Here is a 21646-nt window from a genome sequence, read left to right on the forward strand (position 1 = left end):
TGAGAAGGATGAAAAATTAGATTTTTTTCTCAATTGGGGCCACACTAGCCAAAAGTTTTTTCAAACCTACTTCTGGGAAATTGATTTTCAATTCCTGCCTAGCACCGCTACCTGAAACTTCCACAACAGTTCCCTCTCCCCACTTCTTGTGGAGGGCAATGTCACCAATGGACCAATTTGCCTCGCTAGAAGCTGATTTTGCTCCAGCTGTAAATTGACCAAATGGGAGACCGCTTGACTGGATAGATTTTGGGGCAGCACTGCGTTTACGGTCTTGAAGAGCCTGGGCAAGACTCATACCTTGACCGAAGGCAACCCCACCACTGCTATAAGATGCCTTAAAGCTTGTATTTGCTGGACGAGCCAGACCTTGATACTCAAGTAAGTCCGAGCTGATTTCGTTAATAAAACGAGTGGGACGGTTGTAGTTGGTACGACCAAAAAGCAGGCGCGAGTTGGCATTTGTTAGATAGAGGATTTTCTCTGCACGCGTGATACCTACATAGGCTAGACGGCGCTCTTCTTCTAATTCATCTGGATCTTCAGCCGCACGACTAAGTGGAAAGACATTTTCTTCCATCCCAATCAAAAAGACAACTGGAAACTCGAGACCTTTGGCAGCATGCAGGGTCATCAAGGTCACTTCTGATGTCTCCTGACTACCTGAATCTGTGTCCGCAATCAAGGCCAAGTCATTTAAGAAACGACTTAGTTTATCCAAACCAGTTTCTTCTTCTGGCCCATCAGAGGTGTCATCAAAGTTTTTCGTCACAGAAAGGAACTCTTCAATATTTTCAACCCGAGCCTTGCTTTCTAAAGTCGCTTGAGCATTTAGAATATCGACGTAACCTGTTTTTTCTAGGACGGCCTCAACCAACTCAGTAATGCTTAACTGGTCCAGTTGCTCCCGCAAATCCAGAATCATATTGGCAAAATCCCAGATAGATTGGGCTGCTTTCCCCTTGATACCAGACAACATGATATTAGCAGAAGAATCCAGCATAGACATGTTTTGCACATTCGCAAAGTCACGAATTTTCTCAACCGTTCCTGGCCCAATTCCTCGTTTCGGTTCGTTGATAATGCGCTCAAAACTGATATTGTCACTCAAATTGGCAATGAGGTTAAGGTAAGCGATAATATCGCGGATTTCCTTACGGCTGTAGAACTTGGTTCCACCAACCATGGTATAAGGAATATTGGACTTAAGCAAGGCTTCCTCAATAGTACGGGACTGCGCATTAGTCCGATAGAGAACTGCAAAATCCTTGTGAAGGAAGTTTTGACTCCGACCAAGTTCATCGATGGTTTTGGCTACAAATACAGCCTCATCTAGTTCATCATTGGCACGATAGTAAACGATTTGTTCCCCATCAGCATTTTGGGTCCAGAGATTCTTAGGACGGCGGTTTTTGTTGTTTTTAATGACCTCGTTGGCCGCTTGAAGAATAGTCTTCGTAGAGCGATAATTTTCTTCTAACAAAACAACCTTGGCTTGGGGATAATCTTTCTCGAAATCCAAAATATTCTGCATATCAGCACCACGCCAACCGTAGATGGACTGATCCGCATCCCCAACCACACAGATATTTTTAAAGCGTGAAGCCAAGAGTTTGACCAATTGATACTGAGCGTGGTTGGTATCTTGGTACTCATCAACATGGATGTACTGAAACTTCTGCTGATAGTAGGTCAAGACATCAGGATTTTGATCAAAGAGACGCAGGGTCAGCATAATCAAATCATCAAAGTCAACCGACTCCGACTGACGCAGTTCTTTCTGATAAGCTGTATAACACTGGGACACGATTTGCGTATACATATCGCCAGCTTGGGCAGCATAAGCTACATCATCAATCAGATCATTCTTAGCATTGGAAATGGTTCCCAAAATAGTTCGTTCATTCCATTTTTTAGGATCCAAGTTCAACTGCTTGAGAATGCGTTTCATGAGAGTTCGCTGCTCCCCTGGATCTACAATAGTAAAATTGCGATTGTAACCAATATGGTCCGCATCGCGACGCAGAATACGCACACACATGGAGTGAAAGGTCGCAATCAGACAGTCCTGAGTAGCTGGATTAAGGCTATAAGCACGCTCTTTCATCTCACGCGCAGCCTTGTTAGTGAAGGTAATAGCCAAGATATTCCAAGGATTGACCAGCTTTTCATCGATTAAATAAGCGATACGGTGGGTCAAAACTCGGGTCTTTCCAGAGCCAGCCCCCGCCATAATCAACAAGGGACCTTCTGTCGTTTGCACCGCCTCAGCCTGACGGTCATTCATTCCATTTAATAATGCGTTCATCTTCTCTTCCTTACTCTTGAAGTCAATATTTCTATTATATCAGAAATCAGGGAAAATAGAAACTTTACGGGGAGTAGCAAAATATAGCGGATTGAAACTAGAATACTACACTGTAGGTTTCTAAAACACTCGACTTTTTCACTTAATTTTTTCATGAACTAGCTCAATACATCAATATAAAAAAGGTAAATTTAAGATTGGCAATACGAACGTTAAACAGAATTCCATTTCTCTTTTTAAAACCAAAACAACGATATCGTAAAACCTCTACAGGAACAATAGATTGCGACACTAAAATATTCTCCCCTAGTTTTGCTTTACTAATAGTATATAGGAGGAGAGCCCTGAATCCTAGACCCTCTGTTATGATGTGGTTACAAACAGAGTTGGAAAAAATCTTAAAGTCAGAAAAACGCATGATATCAGCCCCTAACACTTGATACAATGCGTTTTATTATGAAAAGATCTACTGGATTTTTTATCAAAATAAACTTCCAGTAGTCTTTTCAATTTTTATTAATAAGTTCCTTCTTCACCTTGGCTAGTCAAGATAACAGGTCCATCTTTCGTAATGACAAATTGGTGTTCATACTGACATGACAATCCACCGTCAATGGTCTTATGCGCCCAATAGGTTTTCATATCTGTATCGATTTCCCAGTCACCTGTATTAATCATTGGTTCAATAGTCAAGACCATTCCTTCACGGAGACGAAGTCCACGACCAGCAATACCATAGTTAGGAACCATTGGTTCTTCGTGCATGGTTGGGCCAACACCATGACCAACCAAATCACGCACTACACCGTAACCACGACTTTCAGCGTATTCTTGAATGGCTGCACCAATATCACCAATACGGTTCCCAATAACAGCTTGCTCAATCCCCTTATACATTGCTTCTTTAGTTACATCCATCAAGTTTTTCACTTCTTCGGACGGTGTACCTACAGCATAAGCCCAACAAGAGTCTGCTAAACCACCAGAATAGCTCTGAGTGTATTTCTTCATTTGCTCAACATTGTTGAAGTTTAATTTTGAGACATTCAAATCAGACTTAGCAATTGGACCTCCCAAAACCATGTCAACCTTGAGCAAATCACCATCTTTCAAGATATAGTGACGAGGGAAAGCATGAGCTACTTCATCATTAAGAGAGCAACAGGTAGCATAAGGATAGTCCATCATGGCACCGTCAACTCCAATCTGAAGCGGAAGGAAATTTTCTTCCTTACAACGACGGCGAACGTATTCTTCAACTTCCCACATATCTACGCCAGGCTTAATCAAATCACGCAAGCCAATATGGATACTTGCTAAAAAATCATAAGCCTTATCCATAGCTTCGATTTCACGAGCTGATTTTAATGTTATCATTTTTTCTCCTAGTTTCTAATTAATTTTAACGGTTACATTTGCTTTTGAAACAATCTGATGACCATGATAAATATCGTAATCAATAATAGCTGACCGTCTAGTATGGTGGATAATGCGTGCTTGAATGCGCAGTGTATCATCTATCTGAACAGCCTGCAAAAAGTAGATGAGCATCTGCTCGATAATGAGATTGCGACCACTATTCACAACTAAATCTTGGGTCATGTGAGTCAGTATCTCCGCTAATACACCATTAGCCAAAACACCGTTTTTCTCAAGCATAAAGGGTTCCACTGTAATGACGACTTCATCATGGTGATAAGCGAGTTTTTGACCAATCTGCTCAGAAAAAGTTGGTAGAGCAGAAACTTGGGAACGACTCATCTTCTCCATGACATCTCGTCGTGTCACAACTCCAAGCAAGGTTTGATTATTCCGAACAACCGGTACCATTTCAAAGTCTTCAGCAATCATCCGTTGACTCACATTGGCAATATTTGTCGATAATCCAACTAAAAATAAACTACGAGACATGACCTTGTCAATTGTGGTACTTGGTGACTTATCACCAGCATCTCTCATGGTTACAATGCCAACAACAACCTGATGTTGATTGATAACAGGAAAACGACTGCTACGATTCTTGCGTACCAAGTACAAATAATCTTTAACGGTGTCTGTCTCTCTCAGAAAACCATACTCATGACTTGGACGATAAAGCTTCTCAACTGTCAAAATATCAGTCTTGATTTGGACATTTGACAAGGCTTTATTGATCATAGTCGCAACAGTGAAAGTGTCATGCTTGCTTCTTAGAACAGGAATCCCTTTTTGATTTGCCAGTTTAAGCACATCATCATGAACATGAAAACCACCTGTAACCAAAACGGCATTTTCATTTTCCAGCGCTAGTAATTGGATACGGGTCCGGTCTCCGACAATCAAGAGTCCCCCATCATGAAGGTAGGATAGGATGTTTTGTTCAGTCATGGCACCGATAGAGAACTTACTAAATTCTCTCTCTAAACCTTCTTTCCCAGCCAGAACCTCAGAAGAAGTCACCTCTGCAATTTCAGCAAACGCTAATCTCTCTATAGCAACTTTCTGGGATTTAACACGAATTGTTCCACTTCTAGGACGGGTCTCCACAATTCCACGGTTTTCAGCTTCTTTAATAGCCCGATAGGCTGTTCCATCACTAACTCCTAGATGATTGGAAATACTACGAACACTGACTCTTTTACCTACTGGTAATTCCTCCAAATAGCTTAGAATTTCCTGATGCTTACTCATTGAACTCTCCTTTTACATACCGAAATTCAAGATAATCCCGCATTTTTCTTGTGTAACGATCACTTCCTTTAAACTGACGAATCAATCGAAATCCAGACTTAAGGGCAACCCGTTGACTTGCTTCATTTTCGAGATGGGTAATAATAGATAATTGTTTTAAATCAAATTCTTCAAAAGAAAGCTGACAAATTTTTCTAACAACCTCTGTCATAAATCCTTGCGACCAAGCATCTTTTCTCAAAAAATAGCCAAGCTCAGCTTCTTTTTTGATTTCATCTAACTTCTCAAATTTAATAGAACCAATCATTTGTTGATTTTTCTGGTCACAAATTGCCCACACTCCCAAAGGGGACTTCATAAAGTAATTGGCAAGTGCATACTGACTTTCTTCCAGACTTGCCTGCGTTGGGAAAATAAATTGAAGATTTTCTGGATTTGAAGCTACCTCGTGGAAGTCCTGATTATCACTAAAAAAGAAAGGACGCAAATACAAGCGATCCGTTTCAAAAAAAGAAAACATTGCTAATTTGGTCCAAATATTCATAAACACCTCTACGGTTTAATACTCAACAAGTCTAATATCCGCTCCTAGATTACGTAATTTTTCGATAATATCAGAATAACCACGTAAGATAAACTCGACATTGATAATTTCAGTTTGTCCCTCGGCCATCAAACCAGCAATAACTAAAGCTGCACCTGCTCTCAGGTCAGTTGCTTTAACACTGGCTCCACGTAAACTACGTCCACCCGTGTACAAAATATGACCATTTGTTGTCGAAATGTTCGCATCCATCTTTACTAGTTCAAAAACATGATTTACACGTTTTTCGTAAATCGTATCGACAATTGTACCACGACCATTCGCTCTTAGTAAAAGTGGGGTAATCGGTTGTTGCAAATCAGTTGCAAAGCTTGGGTAAGGAGCCGTCTTAATATTGATTGCTTTCAAATTAGACTGTTCCTCGACAAAAATGCTGTCTTCAGATACAGTCATTCTCACTCCCATTTCTTCCAACTTAGCAATAAATCCTTCTAGGTGTTCGTAAAGAACATTATTGATACGAATTCCTTTACCAACTGCAGCAGCTAAGGAAATATATGTTCCAGCTTCAATGCGGTCTGGAATCACCTGATGACGTGTCCCATGTAATCTTTCGACACCATCAATAATGATGATATTGGTTCCTGCCCCACGGATATGGGCACCCATATTATTCAAGAGGGTAGCTACATCAATAATTTCAGGTTCACGGGCTGCATTTTCAATAATAGTACGACCATTTGCTTTAACCGCAGCAATCATCGTATTAATCGTTGCTCCTACACTAACCGTATCCATGTAAATACTTGTACCATGAAGTCCTGTATCTTTAGCAGATAACTTCATGTTATCTCCCTCGTAGCTAACAGTGGCACCCATAGCTTCAAAAGCCTTAAGGTGTAGGTCAATCGGACGAGGACCAAGGTCACATCCTCCAGGCAAGCCAACTGTGGCTTCACCAAAGCGACCTAAAAGACTTCCATAAAAATAATAAGATGCACGAAGACTATTGATTTTCCCATAAGGCATTGGAATATTTTGAACACCTCTTGGATCAATCTCCAAGACATCGTCATAACGCTTAACAGTAGCTCCCATCAATTCCATAATTTCGACAAGACTGGCTACATCCGAAATATCTGGAACGCAATCCAAAGTCACCACATCATCAGCCAAGATAATAGCCGGAATTAAGGCCACAACACTATTTTTAGCACCACTAATAGTGATTTCACCTTGTAGTGGTAATCCACCATTGATAACAATTTTTCTCATTCTAAGTTTTCAATACTCTCTCAAGATTTCTAATAAGGTCTTTAAAATAAATTATATCATAAATGCAACCTTTTTTCCATCCTTTTCAATTTTATTGGATAAATCAGAGTTGATGAGTTAGTCACTGATACTCAATGAAAACCAAAGAGCAGATTAGGAAGCTAGCCGCAGGCTGCTCAAAACACTGTTTTGAGGTTGTAGATAAGACTGACGAAGGCAGCTCAAAACACTGTTTTGAGGTTGCAGATAGAACTGACGAAGGCAGCTCAAAACACTGTTTTGAGGTTGCAGATAGAACTGACGAAGTCAGTAACATATATATACGGCAAGGCGACGCTGACGTGGTTTGAAGAGATTTTGAGTATAATCTTTCTCGAAGCGCTATTGCCCCTTTTTTGTCCCCTGAAACCAAGTAGGAGCTAAGACTAGCTCCCTTATCTAAGTATCGGAATACAGCTGTTCAACTAAATTTTAGCAAGAACTTCTCCACCTTCTCCCAGTTCACAGAAGCGTTTTATACATACCGTCCTATATTTCATGAACAAGACGTTTTCAGGCTAGCATCCTATCAGACAATCTATTTTAAAGATAACCGTGACTCAGGATCACTTCTATCTGTCGTTTTCTCTTTATAGTGATAGACCTCACGGGATAAGTCGTACATCTATCCTCGTTTATACAAGATATGAGGACGTTAAAAGGTTACAGTGAAAATAGGAAATCTTAGTACGAATTCAATTACTCTCGTGCTTTATGTACTACCTTTTTGGAATTTAGAGTTCTGAGCCCCCTTATCCACTATATACACCTTACTATCACGTTCCTGTTCGTAGAGCCACGATTTCGCTATCCCTTCCTCTGACGATTCTTATTTCCAGCGACAGACTTAAAACGGTCTATCCCCAGACCGTTTTAACCCGCTACCTCACGATAGTCAGGCTTGGGAATCGCTATTTGACTCGCCGAGAACTTTGACATCAGATATACTATAACAAAGTGAAATAAGAATCAAACAATTTAATTTTAAAATTCAAATCAATTGATAACAATATTTTAGAAGATATCCTGTGCTATTCCAGATTCAGTTTGCTATACATGCCCGTTGTACCACAAAATCCCGTGTCTGATGAGGCACGGGATTTTTTAGCTTCTTTACTGAGATGGATTGTCTTTTTTAGTTCGTGCCAATCTCAGAGCACGATTTGGATTGAGACGATTAAATAGTTCTTCCAATTTCTTTTCATTCCAAACATCTGCGGCGGAAACAAAATTGCCATCCGCATCTCGGAAAGATATCGGTTTATCTCCCATACTAGTCTCCTAGTCTACAAATTCAAATTCAAATTTACCAATGCGGACCAAATCCCCATCCTTAGCACCACGCGCACGAAGGGCTTCATCAACCCCCATACCACGTAATTGACGGGCAAATTTCATGACTGATTCGTCACGATCAAAGTTGGTCATATTAAAGAGTTTCATCAGTTTTTCCTAAAGTACCCATGTCGCATCGTCATCACGGCTAATTTCAAAGGCTTTCTCTTCCTCGTCAAATCCATAGTAAGCTTCTTCTTCCATATCGGACTCGTCGTAAAGCAAAAATTCTGGTGTCTTGTCTAACAATTCAGCTGTAGCATCCAAAAGCGTAGCCAGACCTTGCTTGGTCAAACCAGATATTGGGAAGATAGCTGGTAACTCTTCAAATTCATCGTAGTTTTCAGCCAATTTTTTCTTAAATTCTTTAAGATTTTCTTGACTCTCAGGCATGTCCATTTTGTTAGCTACAATAATCTGTGGACGCTCCATGAGACGAAGATTGTATGACTCTAACTCCTTGTTAATGGCAAGATAATCCTCATAAGGATCACGTCCTTCGCTAGCTGACATATCAATAATATGAAGGATGACACGGGTACGCTCAATGTGACGGAGGAACTGAGTTCCCAAACCAACACCTTGACTAGCCCCTTCAATCAAACCTGGCAAATCGGCTACTGCAAAGGATTCACCTGATTGGGTGCGAACCATACCTAGATTTGGCACAATGGTCGTAAAGTGGTAGGCACCAATTTTAGGTTTAGCCGATGTGATAACACTTAAAAGTGTTGATTTCCCTACAGATGGGAATCCTACTAAACCAACATCTGCCAAGATTTTTAGTTCCAATTGTAACTCACGTTCCTGACCTGGTTCCCCATTTTCAGAGATTTCAGGTGCAGGATTTTTTGGTGTTGCAAAGCGGATATTTCCACGACCACCACGACCTCCGTGGGCAACGATAAATTCTTGTCCATGTTCAATCAAATCTGTCAAGACCTTGCCAGTCTCTGCATCACGAACAGTCGTACCTTGTGGTACTCGAACTATAAGGTCCTCAGCACCACGTCCATGCATTCCTTTGGTCATTCCTTTTTCACCAGAATCAGCCTTGAAATGACGATTGTAGCGGAAATCCATGAGGGTACGTAGTCCTTCGTCTACAACGAAAACCACATTACCTCCACGTCCACCATCACCACCCCAAGGACCGCCATTAGGGACATATTTTTCACGGCGAAAGGCAACCATGCCATCACCACCATTACCAGCCTTGACCTTAATCTTGGCTGTATCTAAAAACATACTCATTTTTTCTTCTCACTTTAAAAAAGGGCTGGGAAATCCCAGTCACAAAATTTTCTTGAATCTTTTTATAGATTACTGAGGGCACCAATTGCAGTTGCAAAAATACCCAAAATACTTGCTACTAACATGATAAGCACGATAAGCAAGGTTAATTTCTCAAACATCGTTTTTTTACGTTTTCCATTATCTCCAAATGCCATTTTTATCTCCTTCGTTACATTCTATTTTCTATTATCTTAGCATGAATTCAGCTAGTTTTCAATAGTCAGTTGCTACTGGTGCAATAATCCATAAAATGATATAAGCTACAATTCCCGCTCCGTAACAGCAAGCAAGGACACCCCAAATGATTCGAACAATAGTTGGATCCATATCTAGATAATGGGCCACCCTTAAGACAAACACCAGCAATCTTTTTGTCACGACCACTTCTCATTAATCGTTTATTCATAGCTTGTCCTCTTTCTATTCTTCACGGTCTTTCCAATAATCTCTCATGCTAATCAGCTGTGTTTTTGATGCCTTTAGCATTCGTCTTGATCCTTTTACCTAAGTACAGCAACCACCTGTTGCGGAAGATACAAAACTGTCTTAAAGATTCGCTGACTGACCGTATCATCTTTAGCTAAATCTTTCTGGAAATTATTTGAAATAATGGCATCCAAATAAAATTCATGCACTCGTTTTCCAAAGTTCTCAGCTGAAATCTCGTATAATTTCGTTGATAAGGTATGCTCATTCATGTCTGGTGTTGCAATCAGGGCCTCCAGAATAGCTCCAGCCAAATCATGTTCACCGTAATACAAGGTACCAAACATTTTGTCATTGATGAGATTGTCCAGATAAGGATTTCCGTGAGCAATGACAGGCGTCCCACTAGCTAAGCTTTCCAAGTAGGTCAAACCTTGGGTCTCACTTGTCGATGCCGAGATGAAGAAATCCGCCGCCTTATAGTAGAGCGCTGTCTCGCTAGGAGCAATCATCCCTGTAAAGATGACTGAGTCTTGAATCTCTAGGTTCTGAGCTTGCTCTTTGAGGTCATCCAGATAAGGGCCATCCCCAGCAACTACCAGTTTAACCTTGTCTTCTTCTTTCAGAACTTCTGCAAAGGCTACTAGTACTGCTTGAATATTTTTTTCATAGGAAATTCTGGAAAGACTCAGCAACATCTGGTCATCATCTTGAATCCCTAATTTACTACGTAGTTCTTTCAAATTTTCCTGCTTGATTTCCGGACGCTCAAACTTGGCTAATTCAATCCCAGTTGGAATGACACGTTTTTCAACCTTAACCTTATAGTCAGATAGCAAATCATGGACAATCTCACTCGGGCAAATCACCCCATCCACATCATGCAAAAAACCTCTAACCAGATACTTGACCATGCTAGGACGAATCAACATCCCCTTGGCAATATAATGCACATAGTCTTCGTACTGGGTGTGATAGGTATGGATGACTGGAATCTTCAATTCACGCGCAATCCAAATCCCCAACAAGCCAAGAGAAAATTCTGTCTGAGTATGGATGATATCCAGCTGATACTGTTTAGCAATTTCCAGTGCTTTGCTGAATCCTCGATAGGCAAAGCGGCGATCCTTAAAAGCAAAGAAAGGAACACTTGGAATGCGGATAATTTGCCAATCTTCATAACGATTGACATCCTTATCTGTTGTCGTAAAGATAAAAACAGCATGTCCCTGCTTTTCAAGTTCGGTTTTCAAGGTTCGAATACTGGTCGCAACACCTGAAACCTGAGGAAAATAGGTATCTGTAAATAAACCAATTCGCATAGATTACCTCACTTTTTACTTTCTCCCTAAAGCGGCTTGTTTTTCATAAAAGTCCAACCAGATTTGCAACAGATGCTCTTCAGAATACTCTCTAGAAATATTCTTAGCCTTTTCTTTGAGGTCTTTTAAGGCAGCAGGATTTGCTTGATATTCCAGAATAGCCACTTTCATCTCTTCTCTATCTGCTGTCGCCCGATAATTTCCCTCCAAAATCACCTTATAAAGATCCAAATCACGCAACATAATAGGAGCTTCACAACTGGCAGCCTCTAAAATCGTCATCGGAAAGAGCTCATTATAACTAGGTAACAAGAAAAGATTCGCTAGGGCATACAATTCGCGCATCCGCTCTGGCGACACGATACCTGGAAAAATCAAATTTTTAGGGGGATTTTCCATCATTTTCTTATAGCGTTCATAACCATCTGTCATACCACCAAAAGAGAAACCACCAGCCCAGATAAAGGTAATCTGAGGCAATTCCTCAGCCAGACGGATAAAATCATCAATCCCTTTGCGTTTCTGAACTTGACCAGCACCTACTACGATAAACTGATTTTCACTAAGACCTAGCTCTGTTCGCAGTCTCACTATCTCTTCTTGTGGTAGAGGATGCCATTTTTCCTTGTTGACAAAGTTAGGGATATATGTCACTTTTTCACGTGGAATACCAGCTGCCACCAAATCCTCGATAAACATCGGATTAACAACAACCAAGTGCTCCATCCTATTGTAAAAAGAAAATACATAGCGTTTCACAATTCCCTTTAAGAAAAATGGAATTTTTAAACTTCCCTCAAGTGTATCAGGTAAGAAATGCACATAGCCAATTTTTCTTCCTGAGCGTTTCTTTTGAAATGTTGATAAATAATAGGGGAAATCAATCGTATGAAAGTGAGTCACATCTGCCTTGATTGGAAGATTTTCTGTAACAATCAATTGGTCCTTGGCATCACGGTGAAGAAGACGAACTAATTCACGGTAAGCACCTGAAACTCCTTGTCCTGCTACTTTCTCACTTGAACTCAACATATTGATGCGTAATTTCTTTTTTTCCATAACTACTATTATATCATTTTCTTTGAATAAAATCAGCAAAAGAAAGAAGAGACTAGAGGAAAAGAGGGGGAAATTTCCTCGCTCTTCCAATAATCTCTTACATGCTTTTATCTGTTTACTTAATGCCTAGGGCAATGCGTGCATAGCGACTCATTTTTTCAACAGTCCAGGCTGGATACCAGACTAATTTAACCTCAGTATCCGTTACTTCTGGAACCTCGGTCATGGCATCATAAATCTGGTCCGTCAAAAGGTCTGCTAGGGGACAACCCATAGTTGTCAACGTCATATCAATCTCTGTTTGCCCTGTGTCGCCGTCAAAACGAATCTCATAAATCAAACCAAGATTGACAATATCGATTCCCAACTCAGGGTCAATAACTTCTTCCAAGGCTGATAAAATTCGTGTTTTGATATTTTCAATTTGCTCTTCTGTATAAGCCATATTTTCCTCACTCTTAGTCTTCAATAAAATCACGAAGCGGTTTGCTACGACTTGGTTGGCGTAGTTTTCTCAAAGCCTTGGCTTCAATCTGACGGATACGCTCACGAGTCACGTTAAAGACTTTACCCACATCTTCAAGGGTACGCATTTTTCCATCATCTAGTCCAAAACGTAGACGCAGAACATTTTCTTCACGGTCTGTAAGAGTATCCAAGACCTCATCCAACTGCTCACGCAAGACGATACGAGTTGTATAGTCCACTGGATTTTCAATCACTTCATCTTCGATAAAGTCTCCAAGGTGGCTATCATCCTCTTCACCGATTGGTGTTTCAAGAGATACTGGTTCTTGAGCAATCTTCAAGATTTCACGAACCTTATCAGGAGTCATATCCATACGTTCAGCGATTTGCTCAGGTGTTGGATCTTGACCTAATTCTTGAAGGAGATTCCGCTGTTCACGAACCAATTTATTGATGGTTTCAACCATGTGAACTGGGATACGGATGGTACGAGCTTGGTCCGCAATAGCACGAGTGATAGCCTGACGAATCCACCAAGTTGCGTAAGTTGAGAACTTGAATCCTTTAGAATAATCAAACTTGTCAACCGCCTTCATCAAACCCATATTTCCTTCTTGAATCAAGTCAAGGAACTGCATACCACGACCGACATAGCGTTTGGCAATAGAAACAACCAAACGAAGGTTGGCTTCCGCAAGGCGTTGTTTAGCTTCGATGTCACCCGCTTCAACAGCCAGTGCTAACTCTTTTTCCTCTTCATTGGTCAAGAGAGGAACGACCCCGATTTCTTTCAAATACATACGGACAGGGTCATTAACCTTAGCAGAAGTTGACCCAATCAAGTCCTCATCGCTGAGTTCTGGTTCTTCTTCATTGCTAAGAACACGCGCACTTGGATTTCCTTCATTATCTGTGATAGAAATTCCTGCATCTTGAATCCGTTGCAAGAGATCTTCAATCCCATCAGCGTCCAAGGTAAAAGGAACGACAAGACTAGCATTGATTTCATCATCTGTTGCTGTCCCTTTTTGCTTATGATTACGGATAAATTCTGCTACTTGTACGTCAAATGTTGTTACTTCTTTTTGTTTTGTTGCCATTATTACTCCATTCTTCTCTTTTGTGAAATTAAACGTTCCAATTCTTCTAAGGCTGTGTCGGTATCTCCTACATGGCTAGCTTCCTGCACCTTCTTTTTGATTCTCATATTATCCTGATTCAAGAGAGCCTTGTTTCGAGTCATTTCTACTTCACTAAGTTCCTGAGGTGACATCTCAGATGGTAAATCCTGAGCTAAGACTTGGTACCAAGCTCTTTCAACTTCCTCTGTCTGTTCTGCTAGAACTTCTGGAGGAAGATTGCCATACTGTCCAAGCAAGTCATATAAGACCTGAAATCCAGGTGTATCAAATGCAAAATCTTCTCGCAAGCGGTAATCGTTCAAAACAAGAGGGGATTCCATCATTCGATAAAGTAGATGGGCTTCTGCCCTCATAATAGCGGATAACTGCTTGGTGACAGGCATGGTGATTGGCGTCGGTCTGGAAATTCCTTCCATGCGATTCTGCCTTTGCGCCTGACGACTCTCATTAACAATCTGCTCAATCTGAGCATAATCAAAGGATGCCAGACTGTCAGCTAAAATATGAATGTAGCTATTTTGAGCAGTGATAGACTTTTCTTGAACAATCAAGGGAGCTATTTTTTCAATAAACTCAATCTGAGCCTGTAGATTTTCACTATTTTCAGGCTTGTACTGGTGAATGTAGAACTCAATCGGACTAATACGAGTTTTCGTTAATAGATAGGCCAATTCTTCTGGACCATTTTTTTGTAGATACTCATCCGGATCCAAGTTATCAGGCATGCTGACGATTTGCACAGGTATATCACCAATTTCGTCCAGCGCTTTCAATGTCGCAGCTTGCCCAGCCTTATCGCCATCGTATACCAGAACTAACTTCTTGGTTAACCTTTTCAGATGCTCAACATGCTCACGACTCAAGGCTGTTCCCATAGATGCGACAGCATTTTCGATTCCAGCCCGATAGGCTGCAATGACATCCATGAACCCTTCCATGAGGTAAATCTCACTGGCTTTTCCAGAAGATTTTTTTGCCCTATCCATATGATATAATTCGTAACTTTTGTTAAAAATTGCAGTCGATCGGCTATTTTTATACTTAGAAGTTTGTGAATCCGTTTTCTGCCAGATACGACCTGAAAAGGCAATGACCTTTCCTGGTCATTTGTCAGGGGAAACATAATCCGATTGTGAAAGGTGTCTACAAATTGATTTGCATCCGATAGGTAAAATAGCCCTGAATCTAGAAAATCCTCATCACGATACTGACCAGACAAACGTTGATAGAGATAGTTGCGTTCTGGAGGTGCTAAACCAATCCGAAAATGTTTGAGCACTTCATCTGTCAAACCTCGCTGATAGAGGTAATTTCTGGCTTCCTCCCCCATGGTCGTGGTCATGAGAATAGCATGATAAAATTTGGCTGCATCTTCGTGCATATCATAAAGAGCTTGGTAGGGTGTGACTGGATTCTGTTCACTATAAAGCGGTTTTTCAACCTCAATTCCAACACGCTGACCTAAGATTTGGACAGCCTCTATAAAGGGAACCCCTTGGTACTCCTCTATGAACTTAAAGACATCACCAGATCGGCCACAACCAAAACAGTGGTAAAACTGCTTATCCTCTACAACGTTGAAAGAAGGTGTTTTTTCACCATGAAAAGGACAGAGCCCTAGATAGTTCCGTCCTGCCTTTTGTAAAGAAATCACATCTCCTATGACTTCCACAATATTGGCATTGTTTTTGATTTCTTCAATGACTTGTTTGTCAACCATACACAATACCTCCATGTTATCATAGTTTACTTTATATAGTATACTTTATTTCAGAAAAAAAGTAAACCATTTCACTCATTTTCCCTACTTTATTCAAAGAGTTGATAATAATCAGAGATTTTCATTTTTGCTTTTTCTTCTTGATTCAAATCTTGGATAATCCGTCCTTCTTTCATGACAATCAAGCGATTGCCATACTTAAGAGCATCTTCCATATGATGAGTAATCATAAGCGCTGTCAGCTGATTTTTCTTGACAAATTCATCTGTCAATTCCATAAGGGAAACACTGGTCTTTGGATCAAGAGCTGCAGTATGCTCGTCTAACAAGAGTAATTCAGGACGCTTCAAGGTTGCCATCAAGAGACTCAAGGCTTGTCTTTGACCACCTGATAAAAACTCAATCGGTGTATTCAAATGCTTCTCAAGACCATTTCCTACTTTTTCAATTGTAGCCTGAAACTCATCCTTATAGCTAGCCAGACGTCTTGGTAACAATCCACGCTTTTCACCACGAAACTTGGCAATCAAGAGATTCTCTGCCACTGTCATACGAGGAGCTGTTCCCATCTTTGGATCTTGGAAGACTCGAGACAGATACTTAGCGCGCTTCTCTGGTGAAAACTTGGTAACATCCTCACCTAAAATACGGATGGTTCCACTGGTTAAGGACAAGGTTCCTGCAATGGTGTTAAAAAGGGTTGATTTCCCAGCACCATTTCCGCCCAAAATCGTGATAAAGTCCCGTTCAAAAATTTCTAAGGAAACATCATTTAAAATAATCTTTTCTTCATCAAAGCCATTTTTAACGATTTTGGTTGCATTTTTTAATTCTACAATTGCTGTCATTTGCTTAACTTGGCTCCTTTCAAGATGGTTTGCTTAAATGTTGGAATCATGAGGCAGACTGCTAAAATCACGGCGCTGTACAAACGAAGGTAACTTGTATTAAAGCCAAGCGCAATAACCGCCCACACTAAGAATTGATAAGCGATAGAACCTACAACGATGGTAACCAGACGTTCTGCCAAACTCAAACTCTTGAAAATAACTTCTCCAATAATCAAACTTGCAAGCCCCACAACGATAACCCCGATTCCTCGAGATACATCAGCATACCCTTCTTGCTGGGCAATGAGAGCGCCTGCAAGGGCAATCACACCATTTGATAAGACCAAGCCCATGAGCTCCATGCGTCCAGTATGAATCCCGAAACTTCTAGCCATATCAGGATTGTCACCTGTAGCAATATAGGCTTGTCCGAGTTTGGTATCCAAGAAAAAGAGCATGAGAGCAATAACAAAACTGACAAAGATAAGACCTGTCAAGAGTTGGTTCAAATCTGAATCAAAAGGCAAAACATCCTGGATTTGCTTGGTTCCAAGTAAGCCTAAATTGGCACGTCCCATAATCAAGAGCATGATAGAGTGACAGGAAGTCATCACCAAAATCCCTGAGAGCAAAGTTGGGATCTTCCCTTTTGTATAAAGAAGTCCTGCTGCCATACCAGCCAAACAACCTGCTCCTACAGCAAGCAGTGTCGCTAAAAAAGGGTTCACGCCTTTGGTTATCAGAGTGACAGCAACAGCTCCCCCAAGAGGGAAGGAACCTTCTGTTGTCATATCTGGAAAGTTCAAAATCCTAAATGTCATAAAGATTCCCAGACCTAGAATAGCCCAGACAAATCCTTGAGAAATAATGGAAACAATCATATTTTATTTAATCCTTTCTATATTCATCTTTTTAAAAAATGGGAAGAGTCTCCTCCTCCCTACCTTATTTATTCGATGACTTGTCCTGCTTCTTTGAGAACAGACTCAGGAATCGTAATACCTAGTTCTTGAGCTATTTTTTTATTGATCACTGACTTACCAGTTGAAAAGACATTGACTGGGGTATCAGCTGGTTTTGCACCTTTCAGAACTTGCGCAATCATTTTTCCAGTTGCCACACCAAGGTCATGTTGGTCAACTACAACGGATGCCAAACCACCTACTTCTACCATAGCTGCCGCACTTGGATAAATTGGTTTCTTAGAACTTTGATTGCTAGAGACAACCGTTGGAAATCCTGATGCAATGGTGTTATCAATTGGAACCCAAATAGCATCTACCTTGCTAGTCATAACAGTGACAGTTGAGGCAATTTCATTTGTTGAAGGAACTGCAAATGTTTCCACTGTCAGACCTGCTTTTTCAGCATAAGCCTTAAATTCTTCGACCTGTGTTTTTGAATTGTCTTCGCTACTTGAGTAAAGAGCTCCGATTGTTTTCACATTCGGTGTCAGGGTCTTGATGAGTTCAACTTGTTGTTGAGCTGGATTGTGGTCAGATACCCCTGTAACGTTGCCACCTGGTCTTTTCAAATCTTTAACCAAGTTAGCACCAATTGGGTCTGTAATAGCAGCCATGATAACCTAGAGTAGGTCTTTTGTGGCACTAGCCAAACCTTGAGCAGCTGGTGTTGCGATACCAACCACAAGATCATTCCCATTTGCAACCAATTGTTTACTCATTGTCGCAACCTTACTTTGGTCACCTTCTGAGTTCATAAAATCGATTTTAACTTGATCATCTTTATATCCTTCTTCTGCAAGTCCGTCTTGAATCCCTTTATAAATCAAATCAAGGGATGGATGGCTCACAAATTGAAGCACACCAATCTTGGCTATTTTCTTCTCATCCTTATTATTCTGAGCTTCTGATTTATTCATTGAAGAGTAAATCAAGCTTCCTGCTACTAAGACTGCTAATGCAGCGATAATTCCAATTAAACGTTTATTTTTCATTCTATTTCTCCTTTTTAATTCCTTTAAAAACTTCACTTATCTAATACTATTCGAAAATCTCTTCAAACCACGTCAGCTTCACCTTGCCGTAGCTATGGTTACTGACTTCGTCAGTTCTATCCACAACCTCAAAGCAGTGCTTTGAGCAACCTGCGGCTAGCTTCCTAGTTTGTACTTTGATTTTCATTGAGTATAAACAAGTGACGCCATCGTTTTCTTTCCATACTAACCTCCATCAAAAAAGTCCTCACACAAAAACTTGTGTGAGGACGTCGATGCGCGGTACCACCTCAATTATAGGGAATTTCCCTATCGCTCTGTCTCGCAATAACGAGATGCACTGTAAGGTGTGCTCACCGAATTTTTATGATTTCAAATTCTAAATAGCATTCAGCCCAATTTTCATCATCGCCACTTATCTGTTTTCAGCTACCACAGACTCTCTAAAAAGTTTGTACGATTACTTTTCTGAATGGTTAAATTATATCATTTTTAAACTACTTGTCAATAGTCTATTAGAATTTTTTTGATATTCACTCTTGAAAATTATCAACCTGAATTACGCAATCCTGTCGCAATTCCGTTGATGGTGATATGAATCAATCGTTCTTGATCACTTGACAATTCTCCACGACGTTGGCGTTTAATCAACTCTAACTGAATATAGTTGAGAATATTAAAGTAAGGCATACGGTAATCCAGACTAGCTTTTAGATATGGATTGTCAGCTAAGAGTTCGTCATGTCCTTCAATAGCCAAGATAACGTTCTTAGTAACTTGCCATTCATTTAAAATAGTCTCATAGATGGCCTTAACTTGCTCGTCTTCACAAAGTTTAGCATATTCAAAAGCAATATTCATATTTGATTTTGACAAGACCATATCAACATTTGAAAGAAGCGATTGGAAGAAAGGCCAATTTTGGTACATATCTCGTAAGATAGCAATATTCTCTGGATTTTTATCGATAAATTCCTTGAAGCTTGAACCAACCCCGTACCATCCAGGGAACATAACACGACTCTGTGACCATGAGAATACCCAAGGGATGGCACGCAAACCACCGATTTCAGTAATCGTCTTACGAGCGGCTGGACGAGAACCAATATTAAAACTTGAAATAGCCTTGATTGGACTTGACTCGAAGAAATAATCATAGAAATGCTCATTACCAAAGACCAAATCACGGTAGATATCGTAACTACGATCCACTACTTGATCCATAATGGCTTCATAACGATTTGAGGTATTGGTATCGCTCTTTTTCTGAGTAATCATACGATTAATAGCTGCCGATACTAGCATTTCAAGGTTATAGTAAGCGGCGTCTTTGTTACCGTATTTATTCCCAATTACTTCACCCTGCTCCGTCAAGCGGATACGATCCTTGATAGACTTGCGGTTGAGATGTAATGGCTTCATAGGTTGGCCCACCACCACGACCGACAGTACCACCACGACCATGGAAGAAGGTAACCTTAACGCCAAATTCATCTCCAATAGCAGTCAATTGTTGTTGAGCCTTGTAGAGAGTCCAACATGATGACAAGTAACCACCATCTTTATTACTGTCAGAGTAGCCAAGCATGATTTCTTGGTAGTTATTTCGTGAGGCAATCCATTTTTTGGCAAGGCTAAGAGAAAGATATTTTCTCATTGTTTCCTCTGAATGATCCAAGTCTTCAATTGTTTCAAAAAGGGGAACAATCTGAACACGCGCCCTTTCCGTATCCACCAGTCCTACTTCTTTTAATAGAATAGCTAATTCTAGCATATCAGAAAGGCTGGTAGCATGTGAAATGATGGTCTGACGGATGACATCATCGCCCAACTTATCTTTCAAAACACGAGCCGTCTTAAAAATAGCTAGTTCTTTTGCTAATAATTCTGATTTTTCTGCGAGTCGCAGAAAGAATTCTGCATCTTCTTCTAATTCTTTCAAGAGAAGGTCACACTTTTCTTCTTCACTCAACTCACTATAGCGAGAATGAATTCCTGCTGATTTCAAGAGTTCTGCCACACAGGCTTCATAGACGCTAGAGTCTTGTCGCATATCAATTGATGCTAGGTAAAAACCAAATATCTCTACTGCCTGCAATAATTCCACAAAATCACCTGAAATCAAGGACTCGCCCTTATTTTCTAGTAGAGAATCTCGAATGGCAATCAAATCCTTGTAGAAATCATTGGCGGTTTCATAGCGAGTCCCAACTTCCTTATCCTCAATCAGATAGGTTTTTGTTGCTTGGATTTTTGATTGAATATCAAACAAGGCACGACGGTAAAGCTCTTTTTCGCGGTAAATCGAGTTATCCTTGGATTGACGAGCCATTTCTCTGACTTGCTTGCTGACGTTGACAATGCTAGTTGAAAGAGAAAATTCACGATAAAGTTGGTAAATCTTTTCATCATAATAGTTCATGATGACTTCACACTGAGTAAGTGCAGACTGTTTCAAGGTCTCTGCTGTAACAAAGGGATTACCATCACGGTCTCCACCAATCCACATTCCCATGGTGATCGGTTTAGCCTGTTTTAAATTCAATCCATGCGCTTGCGCTAAGCGCTTATACTCCGTCGTCAAATGAGGTACAGCTTTCAAAAAGGAGCTGTTGTAATATTCCATAGCATTCGTGATTTCGTTAGTCACTTTTAATTTTTTCTCACGAATCATGTCTGTCTGCATGATAATTTCGATATAACGACGCAAATCATTGTGCCATTTTTCTTTATTGATCAACCCCAACTTAACATCACGGTATTTACGCAAAAGACTATGAATATGATTTGTTAAATCCAACATACTTTTGCGTTGCACTTGTGTTGGATGAGCTGTCAAAACAGGGACAACATTCAAGTGTTCAAGAATTTCAACGGCATTTTCTTTTTCAGCAACCATTTTGATCGTTGTTGATAATTTACCTAAATAGTCCTGATCAATATTATTTTGATGATTGATTTCATAAGCTAAATCCACATCCTCTGAAATATTAATCAAAAGAGGCAAGATAGAGAAATAGCGTGAAATATAGACCATTTCATCATTTGATAAGCTAGTCACTAGACGGTTTAGACCTTGATAATCTTCCTGCGTTGATAATTCTTTCAACTGCATGATTTTTTCAAAGGTCTCTGGGGCAAGCATATTTTTAGTAATATCTTCCAGCAATTCTGTTAGAATCAATACTTCTTCTTGCACAACACTTTTATTACTATAATTTTCTAATTTTTGAAGAGACATAGACTATCCTTTCT

At 40.2% G+C, this 21646-nt stretch carries 15 protein-coding genes, 6 pseudogenes and 1 other annotated feature; of the genes and pseudogenes, 1 reads left to right on the top strand and 20 read right to left on the bottom strand.

Annotation, left to right across the window (positions count from 1 at the left end):
• Window positions 1–16: 16 nt before the first annotated feature.
• The 5 genes from pcrA to murA all read right to left on the bottom strand — a co-directional run bounded on the left by pcrA (window position 17) and on the right by murA (window position 6797).
• Window positions 17–2308 carry a DNA helicase PcrA gene (gene pcrA, locus QMQ21_RS07605; protein ID WP_138702221.1) on the bottom strand — a complete coding sequence of 764 codons (2292 nt, stop codon included), beginning with the start codon at window positions 2306–2308 and terminating at the stop codon, window positions 17–19.
• 516 nt (window positions 2309–2824) lie between these two features.
• Window positions 2825–3685, bottom strand: a complete 861-nt coding sequence (locus QMQ21_RS07610; protein ID WP_261814191.1) for a methionyl aminopeptidase — start codon at window positions 3683–3685, stop codon at window positions 2825–2827.
• Window positions 3686–3700: 15 nt separating this feature from the next.
• A complete protein-coding gene (gene spxR, locus QMQ21_RS07615) occupies window positions 3701–4978 on the bottom strand; it encodes a CBS-HotDog domain-containing transcription factor SpxR (RefSeq protein WP_000033818.1) in 1278 nt (425 codons plus the stop codon).
• Window positions 4971–5522 carry a GNAT family N-acetyltransferase gene (locus tag QMQ21_RS07620; RefSeq protein ID WP_001028719.1) on the bottom strand — a complete coding sequence of 184 codons (552 nt, stop codon included), beginning with the start codon at window positions 5520–5522 and terminating at the stop codon, window positions 4971–4973. The genes spxR and QMQ21_RS07620 overlap by 8 nt, the downstream gene beginning before the upstream one ends.
• Before the next feature lie 15 nt (window positions 5523–5537).
• Window positions 5538–6797: a UDP-N-acetylglucosamine 1-carboxyvinyltransferase gene (gene murA / locus QMQ21_RS07625; RefSeq protein WP_023940713.1), complete on the bottom strand. Its 1260-nt coding sequence runs from the start codon at window positions 6795–6797 to the stop codon at window positions 5538–5540.
• Between the two features lie 134 nt (window positions 6798–6931).
• Between murA and QMQ21_RS07630 the strand changes: the two genes are divergently transcribed.
• On the top strand, window positions 6932–7147 hold the full coding sequence (locus QMQ21_RS07630) for a hypothetical protein (protein ID WP_031222405.1): 216 nt from the start codon (window positions 6932–6934) through the stop codon (window positions 7145–7147).
• 802 nt (window positions 7148–7949) lie between these two features.
• On the opposite strand, the gene QMQ21_RS07635 is transcribed toward QMQ21_RS07630, so the two are convergent.
• The 15 genes and pseudogenes from QMQ21_RS07635 to ppc form a co-directional block, all read right to left on the bottom strand.
• Window positions 7950–8108, bottom strand: a complete 159-nt coding sequence (locus QMQ21_RS07635; RefSeq protein WP_007284777.1) for a hypothetical protein — start codon at window positions 8106–8108, stop codon at window positions 7950–7952.
• A gap of 9 nt (window positions 8109–8117) precedes the next feature.
• A pseudogene (gene obgE, locus QMQ21_RS07640) lies at window positions 8118–9425 on the bottom strand (GTPase ObgE).
• 62 nt (window positions 9426–9487) lie between these two features.
• The gene (locus QMQ21_RS07645) at window positions 9488–9622 is read right to left on the bottom strand and encodes a DUF4044 domain-containing protein (protein ID WP_000863852.1); all 135 of its coding nucleotides are present in this window, start codon (window positions 9620–9622) and stop codon (window positions 9488–9490) included.
• Window positions 9623–9680: 58 nt separating this feature from the next.
• A pseudogene (locus QMQ21_RS07650) lies at window positions 9681–9858 on the bottom strand (PspC domain-containing protein).
• Between the two features lie 29 nt (window positions 9859–9887).
• Window positions 9888–11215: pseudogene (locus QMQ21_RS07655) on the bottom strand (glycosyltransferase family 4 protein).
• Between the two features lie 15 nt (window positions 11216–11230).
• On the bottom strand, window positions 11231–12274 hold the full coding sequence (gene cpoA / locus QMQ21_RS07660; protein ID WP_054388347.1) for an alpha-galactosylglucosyldiacylglycerol synthase: 1044 nt from the start codon (window positions 12272–12274) through the stop codon (window positions 11231–11233).
• Window positions 12275–12389: 115 nt separating this feature from the next.
• On the bottom strand, window positions 12390–12719 hold the full coding sequence (locus tag QMQ21_RS07665) for a metal-sulfur cluster assembly factor (protein WP_000331925.1): 330 nt from the start codon (window positions 12717–12719) through the stop codon (window positions 12390–12392).
• A 13-nt stretch (window positions 12720–12732) separates the two neighbouring features.
• Entirely contained in the window at window positions 12733–13842 is a 1110-nt protein-coding gene (gene rpoD, locus QMQ21_RS07670) for an RNA polymerase sigma factor RpoD (RefSeq protein ID WP_000201906.1), read from the bottom strand.
• Between the two features lie 2 nt (window positions 13843–13844).
• Window positions 13845–14870, bottom strand: a complete 1026-nt coding sequence (locus QMQ21_RS19450; RefSeq protein WP_425603989.1) for a toprim domain-containing protein — start codon at window positions 14868–14870, stop codon at window positions 13845–13847.
• A gap of 45 nt (window positions 14871–14915) precedes the next feature.
• A pseudogene (locus QMQ21_RS19455) lies at window positions 14916–15619 on the bottom strand (DNA primase); the annotation flags it as partial.
• A gap of 74 nt (window positions 15620–15693) precedes the next feature.
• On the bottom strand, window positions 15694–16452 hold the full coding sequence (locus QMQ21_RS07680) for an ABC transporter ATP-binding protein (RefSeq protein WP_138707255.1): 759 nt from the start codon (window positions 16450–16452) through the stop codon (window positions 15694–15696).
• Window positions 16449–17315 (bottom strand): ABC transporter permease, encoded by an 867-nt coding sequence (locus QMQ21_RS07685; RefSeq protein ID WP_000637229.1) that lies wholly within the window; start codon window positions 17313–17315, stop codon window positions 16449–16451. Before QMQ21_RS07685 ends, QMQ21_RS07680 begins: the two co-directional genes overlap by 4 nt.
• Window positions 17316–17383: 68 nt before the next feature.
• Window positions 17384–18391, bottom strand: a pseudogene (gene trpX, locus QMQ21_RS07690) (tryptophan ABC transporter substrate-binding protein).
• 46 nt (window positions 18392–18437) lie between these two features.
• The gene (locus QMQ21_RS07695; RefSeq protein ID WP_054388333.1) at window positions 18438–18578 is read right to left on the bottom strand and encodes a hypothetical protein; all 141 of its coding nucleotides are present in this window, start codon (window positions 18576–18578) and stop codon (window positions 18438–18440) included.
• A 75-nt stretch (window positions 18579–18653) separates the two neighbouring features.
• Window positions 18654–18871, bottom strand: a binding site (T-box leader).
• Between the two features lie 69 nt (window positions 18872–18940).
• Window positions 18941–21632: pseudogene (gene ppc, locus QMQ21_RS07700) on the bottom strand (phosphoenolpyruvate carboxylase).
• Window positions 21633–21646 lie beyond the last annotated feature (14 nt).

This window comes from Streptococcus bouchesdurhonensis (genome assembly GCF_948472335.1).